This window comes from Bartonella sp. AP280QHHD (genome assembly GCF_042196125.1).
GTDB lineage: Bacteria > Pseudomonadota > Alphaproteobacteria > Rhizobiales > Rhizobiaceae > Bartonella.
Map to the genome: position 1 here is coordinate 19,395 of NZ_JBHIPQ010000019.1, position 10,610 is coordinate 30,004.

Annotated in this window: 4 protein-coding genes and 1 pseudogene; all 5 read left to right on the forward strand. The window is 37.5% G+C overall.

What is annotated here, in order from left to right:
* Nucleotides 1–113: 113 nt before the first annotated feature.
* A complete protein-coding gene (locus ACFIMK_RS02840) occupies nt 114–2,888 on the forward strand; it encodes an autotransporter outer membrane beta-barrel domain-containing protein (RefSeq protein ID WP_375621644.1) in 2,775 nt (924 codons plus the stop codon).
* Nucleotides 2,889–3,333: 445 nt separating this feature from the next.
* Nucleotides 3,334–6,744: an autotransporter outer membrane beta-barrel domain-containing protein gene (locus ACFIMK_RS02845; protein WP_375693516.1), complete on the forward strand. Its 3,411-nt coding sequence runs from the start codon at nt 3,334–3,336 to the stop codon at nt 6,742–6,744.
* Nucleotides 6,745–7,273: 529 nt separating this feature from the next.
* Nucleotides 7,274–7,402: a hypothetical protein gene (locus ACFIMK_RS02850; protein WP_375610851.1), complete on the forward strand. Its 129-nt coding sequence runs from the start codon at nt 7,274–7,276 to the stop codon at nt 7,400–7,402.
* A gap of 28 nt (nt 7,403–7,430) precedes the next feature.
* Nucleotides 7,431–8,157 (forward strand): annotated as a pseudogene (locus ACFIMK_RS02855) (autotransporter outer membrane beta-barrel domain-containing protein); the annotation flags it as partial.
* A 172-nt stretch (nt 8,158–8,329) separates the two neighbouring features.
* Nucleotides 8,330–10,610: autotransporter outer membrane beta-barrel domain-containing protein (locus ACFIMK_RS02860; protein WP_375683036.1), on the forward strand; the 2,281-nt coding region annotated here is incomplete at its 3' end.

Genomic DNA, 10,610 nt, shown 5'->3' on the forward strand with positions numbered 1-10,610 from the left:
TAATAAACTCACGATATTAAAACCTAAACGTATTAAATATTTTTCTTTTGGTTAAGTTTTTTGATACGTTATGTATAGATCTTAGTAAGAAGAGGGGGGATTATGGTGGAATTATGGTCAATCTATTTAAAAATCGCTTCTCCTTATGTACTTTTACAACGGCACTTCTTTTTTTGACACACAATGTTGGTGTTTTTGCACGCAATGCTGAATCTCAGGTTATCTCTGGAAAAAAGCAGTCTTCATGTGATCAGAATGCAGCATTTTATCAGTGTTCTGATGGTGGAGCGCACGAAATTAATAATAAAGTTTATTCGTTAATGGATAAAAATGTTAATGGTGTTCATGGAGCCATGGAGGCGTCTAAGGAAGGTACAATTATTCGTGGCAAGAATATAACTGTTAAGGGTATTTTGGATGAAAAGAATAACTCGGAAAACAATTTTTGGAAATATGGAGTAAAGGTATCAGAAGAAGCGGGCGTCTTTCTGAGCGATTCCACGTTGAGTGGGGTTTTAGTGGGGGTGGAAGCTCAAGGTGGATTCATCGTAATGTCTGGTGGATCAATTGATGCAATCAAAGTGGGGGCTTTTGCTGGAGGAAAATCTCAAAGTGGTGTTGATTTAACGAATACGCAAATTAGCCTAGGGAGAGTTGGGGTTAAAGCAGAAGAAAAAGGATATCTTATTTTAGAGGGTGTCTCTATTACCGGCAAGGGGAGTACCGGCAAGGATGATCAAGGGCTGGATGCAGGTCGTCAGGCAGCTTTTCATATATCTGAAGATGGTTATGTTCAGTTTATGAAAGGTTCTGTTGATGTTACTGATGCTCATGGGCTTTTATTGCAGGGAGATAAAGCTCCTCAGATTAATATTGGAGATTCCAATATTACAGTGAAAGGTAATGCATTTTATGGTATACACTTTGAAGGTGTGGCAGCATCAGAAGGTTCGTCAGAGGGAAAATCATTGCGCGTTGATTTGAAAAAGACGCGTTTTGTCGTTCCAGATAGTATAGCTGTTTATAGCAGTCAATCTGGAAAATCTAAAATATTTTTAAAGGAAACAAAGCTTTTTGGGGATTTGTTGCTGAAGGCTGATCGTAACTCTTCTATAGAGGTTGTTGCTGATGCTTCTGCACTTGTCGGTCAAACTCAGGTTGATAACAGTTCTAAAGTCGACCTTATCTTGGGAAATAATTCACAGTGGGCTTTATTGCAACCAAGACAGAAAAAATTACAAGATCCTAATTATAGAGGTGTTTCGTTTATTTCATCGGTACACCTTTCTAATAGTTCCATTACTTTTGAAAAACCAAAGTCCAGTACTAATCATGCATATCAAACGCTTTATATTGGAAAAGGAACAGGTATTGTTTATCAGGCTTTTGGTGATGCTTGGATTCATTTGAATGCACGTTTAAATCCTAGTGATACAAGTGATCATCAAGTAACGGATCGGCTTCTCATTCATGGTGACGTTAAGGGAAGAACTATAGTCCATATACAAGGGGTTGCGGGAGGTTTAGAAGAAAAAAACGAAAAAGCGCATAGTGTTTCAATTATTCAAGTTTATGGAGATGCATCGTATGACTCTTTTCAACTGAATGGGCAGTATGTTGCATTAAATGGCGCGCCTTATAAATATGTTCTTCGTTCTTATGGCCCAAGTGTTACTAGAGGGGAGGAGCATGTTAAACAGAGATTTGCTTTGAACGGAGGAGCATTTTGGAATTTTCGTTTAGAAAATGAATATGTTCAAACTGCTGATTATAGAGAAACTCCTATGGTTTCTCAACGTACACCTCCTGCACGTGCTTCTGTTGAGGATATTATTCCCGAATCTTCTGGTGATGTTGTTCCAGCGTCTTCTACAGATAGTCTTTCTGAAATTGAAAATGTTTCTCCGTCTCAACGAGGTGTAAGATCTGTTGTTCCTCAGGTGCCAACTTATCTACTTTTGCCGAATAGTTTGTTCCACGCTGGTTTGATAGATATCAGCAATCAAAACAAGCAGTTGGAGATAGTACGGACTAATCTTAGTGGAATGTTGCAAATTCATGAAAATTCTGCTTCATTTTTGCGTGGCTATGGTGGAAGTTATCGTTATGCCTCAGATTTATCTGCGCTTGAATATGGTTATGGGGGAGATCTAGGGTACTATGCACTAGAGACAGGTGTTTTGCTACAAACTGTTGAAAATGTTGACAGTGTTATATCCTTTGGGGTGATGGGGTCTTATGGAAAGCTTTCTCTACAACCTCGAGATGTTGCACAAAGCCAAAAAAGTACATTTGATAAATGGACTGCTACAGTTTATGGAAGTATGCAGCATGATGTAGGATTCTATGTTGATGGTTTGTTATCTTATGGTCTGTTTAAGGGAGATGTTCTGACAACTGCGCGGGGTAAAACGGCAACATTGAAGGGTAACCCTTTAAGTGTTTCCTTGATGAGTGGTCAGAAAATTGCCACAGGATATGAAGGTGTTGTTTTTGATCCACAGGTTCAGGTTGTTTATCAGCATCTTCAATTTAATGAGGCCCGCGATATTGATAATTTTAATATTGAGATGGATAAACTTGATCAATTGATGGTGCGTATGGGTGGTCGCTTGATAAAGACTCTTACTGCGTCTGAAAAAGATCGTGATGTTTCTTTTTATGGAAAGATTCATTTTGCCCATGATTTTGGAAAAGAAAGGTCTGTGCGCTTTAAAGATTCTTTCCAGTTAGGGGCTTTTGGTTCTTCTCTAGAGGCTGGATTAGGTCTTAATGCTCGCTTGTCTCAAAAATTTGCGCTTCATGGTGATTTGGTTTATCAGCATAAGTTGAGTAAAGGTGGTTTTTCTGGAATCAGTTTTTCTGGTGGATTGCGCTATCGTTTTTAGGATGATCATCTTGAGGTAAGTTGTTTAAAAAACCACAAGCATAGCTTGTGGTTTTTTATTATTTGTTTGCAACTTTTTAAATAAGTTTTTTAAAAAAATGTTTTTTTTGCATGAGCAAGTTTGTTTCTTTTTAGAAACGAGATAAGGCTTTCTGGTTTGCAGTTTTTGCTTCTTATGCTGTTTTTCTTCTTTGAGTTTATTTTTATTAAATTCTCTTGAAATCACTGCTTTGGGGTGGAATTTTTATTTCTATCTATATTTTTACGCGTTTTTATAAATAATACAATTTTAAATTGTGATATTTTGGGATTCTGGCTTTACATAAAACATAGGGCGGATATATAAAACACAAAACGTATTTTAAATTATCACGCGCAACCAAAGTTATTAAACAGAACGCGTGTTTTTTGTTTTTAGAGAAGGGGAAGAAAGTTTGTAGAAAATTATGTTTAAAAATCATCTCTCTTTATATCATTTTACAACGGTTATTTTTTTCTTTGTATACAATACTGATGCAGGTGAGATTTCTTCTGAGAAGAAGCCATATTCATGTAACGAAAGTGCCTCATTTTATCGCTGTAATGATGGTAAAACGCATGAAATTGCCAAGAAAACTTATCAACTTACGGGTGAAAGTTCTGATGCTGCCATAGAGGCATCAGGGAAAAATACAGTCATTGAGGGAGAGGCTATAATCATTAACGGTGTTTCGAATGCACATGGACATTCAGAAACAAACGCTTGGACAACAGCTGTAAAGTCCTCAAATGGGGGAGGCGTTGCTCTATTTGATTCCATGTTAAATAACGTGTCGATAGGGGCCGATATTAATGATGAGGGAGCTTTTGAGATGCAGAATGGGGTGATTAAAGCAACCAGAATGGGGATCAGTGTTGGGGGTAAAGGGTCGTTTGTTTCTTTGACCAAGACAGAGATTAAGACATCTTCTGATGCGATAGGTCTTTTGAGTCATAATGGTGCAAAAATTTATATGAAAGGAGGAAAAATTAATTTTGCTGATGGTATTGGTGTTCAAACAGGAGGAGATGGAGAAATTAATTTAGAGGGCGTTTCTATTAGTGGGAGGGGGAAACTGGGAACAAATACAGATAATTATCGTGAAGGTTCTGCTTTTAGTATGCTTCAGGGGAAAGGCTCTCTTAATTTCCAGAAAGGAAACGTTAATGTCGACAATGTTCATGGTATTGTAGTGCAGGGGAATAACCATAATGCTGCTCATATAAAATATTCCAATATTTTTGTGAGAGGGAATGGATTTAATGGCATGCACTTTTTTTGGGAAGCTGTCTTAAATGATAAAAAAACAATTATACCTGGAAAAGGGACTGTCCATTTGACAAAGACAACTTTTATGGCTCCAGAAAGTACGGCTATTTATAGTCGAGAATTCGAAAGTTCTGTTAAACTCTTACAAAATTCAAAAATTTCTGGAGATTCACTCCTGAAAGCTGTTGAGCGTTCTAATGTAAAGATTGAGGCTGATGCTTCTACCCTTGTAGGAGGCGCACATGTTGATGAAAGTTCTACAGCTAAGATAGATTTAAAAAATGGTTCAAAGTGGATTTTATCGCGACCAAAATATGACAAATTGCAAAATTCTGATGCTTCTGGTTCTAGGTTAAAAGATTATTCTTCTATTTCATCGGTTAATCTTACGGATAGTTCTCTTGTTTTTGAAGAATTAAAATCTAAAAAAACAAATGGTTATCAGACACTTCTCATTGGAAAAGGATTTGGGACTGTCTATAAAGCGCACGGTGATGTGAATCTTTATCTTAATGCATATTTGGATAAAGGCGGAACTCTGCAAGAGCAAAAAACTGACCGGCTTTTAATCAATGGTGATCTTGAAGGAAAAACAACAGTTCATGTTTATAAGATTCCTGGAAGTCCAGGGGCATTGACGGGAGATGGTGGTAATAATCAGGGGATTTCCATTATTCAGGTTTATGGAAAAGCCATGGAAGATTCTTTTCAGTTAAAGGGGGGGTATGTCACACTTGAAGCCTCCCCCTATCAGTATCATCTTAAGAGTTATGGTCCAGGCTCTGCTTTAGGGGCGGCAGATTCCAATCAAAGAGTGCTTAAAAACTCTGGAACATTTTGGGATTTCCGACTTGAAAGTCAATTTGTTGATTCCACTAAAGTTTTTCCTGTTCTTGATTTGGTTGTCCCCCCTTCTTCTGATGATATTCCTTCTTTTCCTAAAATTCATCCTAATATTACTGGAGGTGAGGATGGTTCTATTGATTCTAACTCTCAGCAAAAGTCTCAGGAGCCAAGTCTTTCTTCTCCTGTAGATTCTCCTGATAGGGATTCCCATCTTACGACCACACCTAATGTATCTGATGTTTTTGTACTTGAGATCCCCAATCCTCTTTCCTCTCTTGCACCTGTTGTTCCCGCTATTGCTGAATCTAATCCAGTTTCTCCACCTGCATCTGGTTCACCTGTTCCGCCGCATGTTTCATCCACTCCTTCTGTTGTTTCCCCAGTTGCATCTGGTTCACTTGTTCCGCCGCATGTTTCACCCACTCCTTCTGTTGTTTCCCCATTTGCATCTGGTTCACTTGTTCCGCCGCATGTTTCACCCACTCCTTCTGTTGTTTCCCCAGTTGCATCTGGTTCTTCTGTTCCGCCGCATGTTTCACCCACTCCTTCTGTTGTTTCTCCAGTTGCATCTGGTTCACTTGTTCCGCCGCATGTTTCACCCACTCCTTCTGTTGTTTCCCCAGTTGCATCTGGTTCTTCTGTTCCGCCATCTGTTTCACCCACTCCTTTTGTTGTTACTCCACCTGCGTCTGGTTCTTCTGTTCCGGCATCTGTTTTTGAGCCTTCTTCTCATTTTGAGCCAAATGTGAGAGTCGTTGTTCCACAGGTTTTGACTTATATTCTTGTGCCAAATACCTTATTTTATGCTGGATTGATGGATATCAGTAATCAAAGCAAGCAGTTGCAAGCGCTGCGAACTGTTCCTGGTCGGTTGTTGAAAAATGATGAAAATCCCGCTTTGTTTTTGCGCGGTTACGGTGGACATCATCATTATACTTCAAATTTGTCTGCATTTAAATATGGTGATTATGGCGGTGAGCTTGATTATAATGCACTAGAGGCAGGTATTTTACTCAAGAAAATCGAAAGTGCATACAGTACGACATCTTTTGGGATTATGGGAAATTATGGCAAGCTTTCTTTGCAGCCTCGAAAGGTTAAACAAAGTCAAGAAAGTATATTTGATAAATGGACAATCACAGCATATGGAAGCATGCAGCATGATACGGGTCTCTATATGGATGGTCTCTTCTCTTATGGTTTGTTTAATGGAAATGTTCTCACACTTGAGCGAGGTAAAACGGCTGCATTGAGAGGGAAGCCCCTAAGTGTTTCTTTAATTGCTGGTAAAACGTTTATGATAGGCAGCCGATATTTTATTTTTGAACCACAGGTTCAGTTTGTTTATCAAAATCTCCAGTTTCATAAGACTCGTGATATTGATAATTTTAATATTGATATGCGAAGTCCAGATCATTGGGGGATGCGTATTGGTGGGTATTTAACGAAGACACTTACATTTACTAAAGATAAAGATGCACATGTTCTCTCATTCTATGGTAAGCTTCATTTCATTCGTAGTTTTGATGATAAACAATTTGTATATTTTAAAGATGCCTTCCAGCTTGGTTCCTTTGGGACTTCTTTAGAAGCTGGATTTGGTGTTTTTTCGCAATTATCTCCCAAAATTATTTTTCATAGCGATCTGATTTATCAGCATAAATTTACGAGTGACGGCTTTTCCGGAACGCATTTTTCTGGTGGATTAAGTTATCATTTTTAATTGTATTTTTCTTTAATACATCCTTTGTGAAAGACATAAGCACAAAACATGGTTTTGTTGTGTCGTTTTTCTGATTTTTGACTTTACATATAATACAAAACAAATTATATGTAACGGTACATAATAAGTAGATGAACTAGGTGTGTCTTTTCAGTTTTTTATGAATAAAATAAAGGAAGTTTAGACTAAATTATGATTAAAGTACTAAAACGCTATGTCTGTGTTCTCTTACGACCTCTATTTCTTTCTTCGTGCACAATATAGATGTGAGTGCAGAAGATTATAACCCCTCGTGTAATTCTCTTTTTAAGTCGTATTCGTGTGATACAGTTGATGCTTCTCGTACTTTTGGAAGTCGTAATAAGTTATATATGAGTGGATTGGATAGGAGAGCTGCAGGTGTTATTTTTACAATACGAACTCATGACATAGTTATTAAGCCGCAAAAAAGTAAAGGGGAAAAAGGCTTTCAGGAGCTGATGGAATTTTAGAATTAAAGAGATCTGAGAAGATTACATCAGCAGTGGTTGTGTCAAAAGATAATAAAACTTCTTTTAAAAAGAGTTCTATTACAGGAAATGGCGAAAAGAAAAGTGGTAGAAATGCTACGTTATCTCAATCTGTGTTTGGTGTGAAGCAGGGTGGTTCTTTCCTTTGATGAAGGTAAGATTCAGGTTTCTGTTGTTCATGGTATAGAGGCAAGTGTCTTGCTCAATGCGATTGAGGATACACATCACACTTTGAGCTTTGGAATAATGGAGAATAATGGAAAAAAACTTTCTACAACCTCAAGATGTTAAAGAAAGCAAAAAAGTACATTTGATAAATGGTCTATTACAGTATATGGCAGCATGCAGCATGATACAGGCTTTTATATAGATGTCCTTTTTTCCTATGGTTTATTTAAAGGGGATGTTCTCACGCAAGCAAGAGGCAAGACAGCAACATTGAAGGAAACACCTTTGAGTGCTTCATTGATTGCGGGCAAGTCATTTACGACAGGGCATAAAGGGGTTATTTTTGATCCGCAGGTTTAGGTTATTTATCAAAATGTGCGGTTTGATAAGGCGTCTGATATTGATGGTTTTGATATTGAGATGGGAAAACTTGATTTATGGGTGATGCGTGTTGGTGGTCTTTAAGAAAGATGCTTGCTGCTTCTGAAGAGGCTCTTGTTGTTTCTTTCAATTGCGAGCTTCAGCTTGCCATTAGTTTTAGAGGAAAACAACGTGTGCGGTTTGGAGATGAATTCCAATAAGGGCTTTTGGCTCTTCTCTAGAAACTGGAATGGGATTGAAGGCTCAGTTGTCTTCAAACTTTGCTTTGCATGGAGATGTAACTTATCAGCATTGCCTTAGAAAAGGTGGTTTTTCAGGGATTATTTTTTCAGGCGGTTTATACTATCGTTTTTAGGTGCCTATGAAATATAGAGTAATTTTTACATAAGTTATAGAGTGTTTTATGAAGTATAAAGTGATTATTTAAGTTTTATACTTGCTATTTTTAGTGTGTTTAACTTAATGTTATGGGGAATGTTTTTTATTTTTAACTAACAGGGGGAGAAAGGCAAATTGGGAATAAAGTTATGGTTAATGTATTAAGCGGGTATAGATTTTTATTTATTACAACGGCTATTGTTTCTTTTTTGCCAATCGTGAGTGTTAATGCGAATCCTAATAATTTAGGAACTTCCTGTAATGTATCAGAGAGTTTTTTTACATATAGCGATAGTAAAAAACATACGATAAGTAATAAAAATTATACTCCTTCTGTCTCTTCTCTAGATGATTTTGTTGCTGTCTTCTCTATAGAAAAAGAGGGAACTGTTTTAAATTTATTAGAGACAAATATTATCTCGCATAGGCCAAAGCAGATGTTTTTATATAGTGCATCTGTAAAAGATGATGGCAAGCTTGTTCTAACCAATTCAAATATTAAGGATATGTCCGGTTTTCGTGTTCAGAATGGGCAAGTTGTGATGAATAGAGGGAAGATTGAAGGTAGTTTGCAAGCTGTATGTGCAGAAGGAAAAAAAACCGATATTGCTTTAGTGAGCGTAAATATTGATATTGTATCAGATAATTTGAATGCAAAAGGGATTGGATTTGTTAGTAGTTCTGATGCATTCATTAGGATGTCAGGCAGTACTATTACTTTTAATGAGATTGGTGCGTTTTCAACACAATTTGGGGGAAAATATCTTATTGATACAACCAATATTCAGGGAAAAGGTAAGAAACATACGATTGTAGTTGATAATGAAACTATTGATGAATTTCCAAGAGCTTTTGACATATCACAGGGTGGTGATGTTCATTTGCGTGGTGATTCTATTCAGCTCACTGATATGCATGGCTTCTTGATTACGAATTTTGCAGGTTATGCAGATGCTGAAGGTAAATTGGTTCAAGAATACGCTTCATCAAATGAGTTTAAAAAGACAAGTATTAAGATAGAAAAAAACAATATTTCTGTTCAGGGTGAGGGAGTATACGGTCTGTATTTTTATGGATTAGGTCCAGATGTATGGGGTGATATGTTTAAGGTAGGGAGTGAAAAACTTTCAAAAGTAGAAAAAATTGTTTGGGGTGAAGCATCTTTGCATTTGTCACAGACAACTTTTTCAGTTCCCGATGGTATTGCCATTTATAGTACGGGAGATGATATTTATGGAGCTGAAGCTACTATTGAATTAACAGAAAGGACAAAGATCTCTGGTGATTTATTGTTAAAGGCTCAAAATAATTCTTCTCTATTGGTGAAAGCAAAGGATTCTATCCTTACAGGGGGTATTCGTGTTGAGGATGCATCAACTGTTCACTTAGAATTAACAAATGGCTCTGCATGGTATCTCACCAAAAGGAAACATACAGATTTACAGGAATCTCTTCCTGTAGATTCATTACTTTCGTCTATAAGCATTTCTGATAGCACAATTTTTTTTGATAAATTTATATCTCAAGATTATCAAACGCTATATATTGGAAAAGTATATATTGAGAAAGGAAGTAATCTAAATGACATAAATCCAATAGAGGGGATACAATATGATAAAGAAGCCTATAATGCAAAGGGAAATGTGCAGATTAAGATGAGTGCGTTTGTGAATAATGACGGCTCGTTTAATCCTCAAAAAACTGATCGTATTTTGATCTACGGGAATGTTTTGGGAAGTACACTGCTCATGATGGAGAAATTTTCCAAAACTTTAGAAGGAGAAGCTGGCAATAAAGGAAGTCAAAGTATTTCGCTTGTTCAAGTTGCTGGGACAGCAGAGGAAAGTTCTTTTAAGTTAGCCAATAGTTATACTACGGTGAATGGATTTCCTTATCAATATAAACTTCGTGTCTATGGTCCAAGTTCTTCTTCTGGAAATGCAGATCCAAAGAATAGATTGGTTGTTGGAGAAGGGGATTTTTGGGATTTTCGTCTCGAAAGTGTTTACATTGGTCCTGAATTAGATTCTTCTGAAACTGCTTCTAAGCCAACGTCTACAGTTTTACCTCCTCAATCTGAAGAAGAGACGGTTCCTTCTAAACGACCAACAGAGACTATTTCACCTGAACAACCCCCTTCTGTTGAGCCTCCACTTATACCATCTACACCTTCTTTGCCTGAAGGATCTGAACCGTCTGAAACATTTATCCCTACGGATTCGACGCTGACTCCTTCTGCACCAGTTCCGTCTGAGCCTCCCTCTGTACCAACAGTTCCGGAGGCTCCTTCTGCTGTGCAACCTATGCCTGCACCGTTTGTTCCAGTTGAAGATTCTACTAATGATGTTCTGCCATCTGAGCCCTCTGCTCCGGAGGACACTTCATCTCTGGATACTGTTTCTCCTCCTTCTGCCCCTGTTGAACCAAAGC

Bases quoted from the DNA above. Each gene is read 5' to 3' on its own strand.
- ACFIMK_RS02840 (WP_375621644.1), top strand. From the start codon at position 114: ATGGTCAATCTATTTAAAAATCGCTTCTCCTTATGTACTTTTACAACG.
- ACFIMK_RS02845 (WP_375693516.1), top strand. From the start codon at position 3,334: ATGTTTAAAAATCATCTCTCTTTATATCATTTTACAACGGTTATTTTT.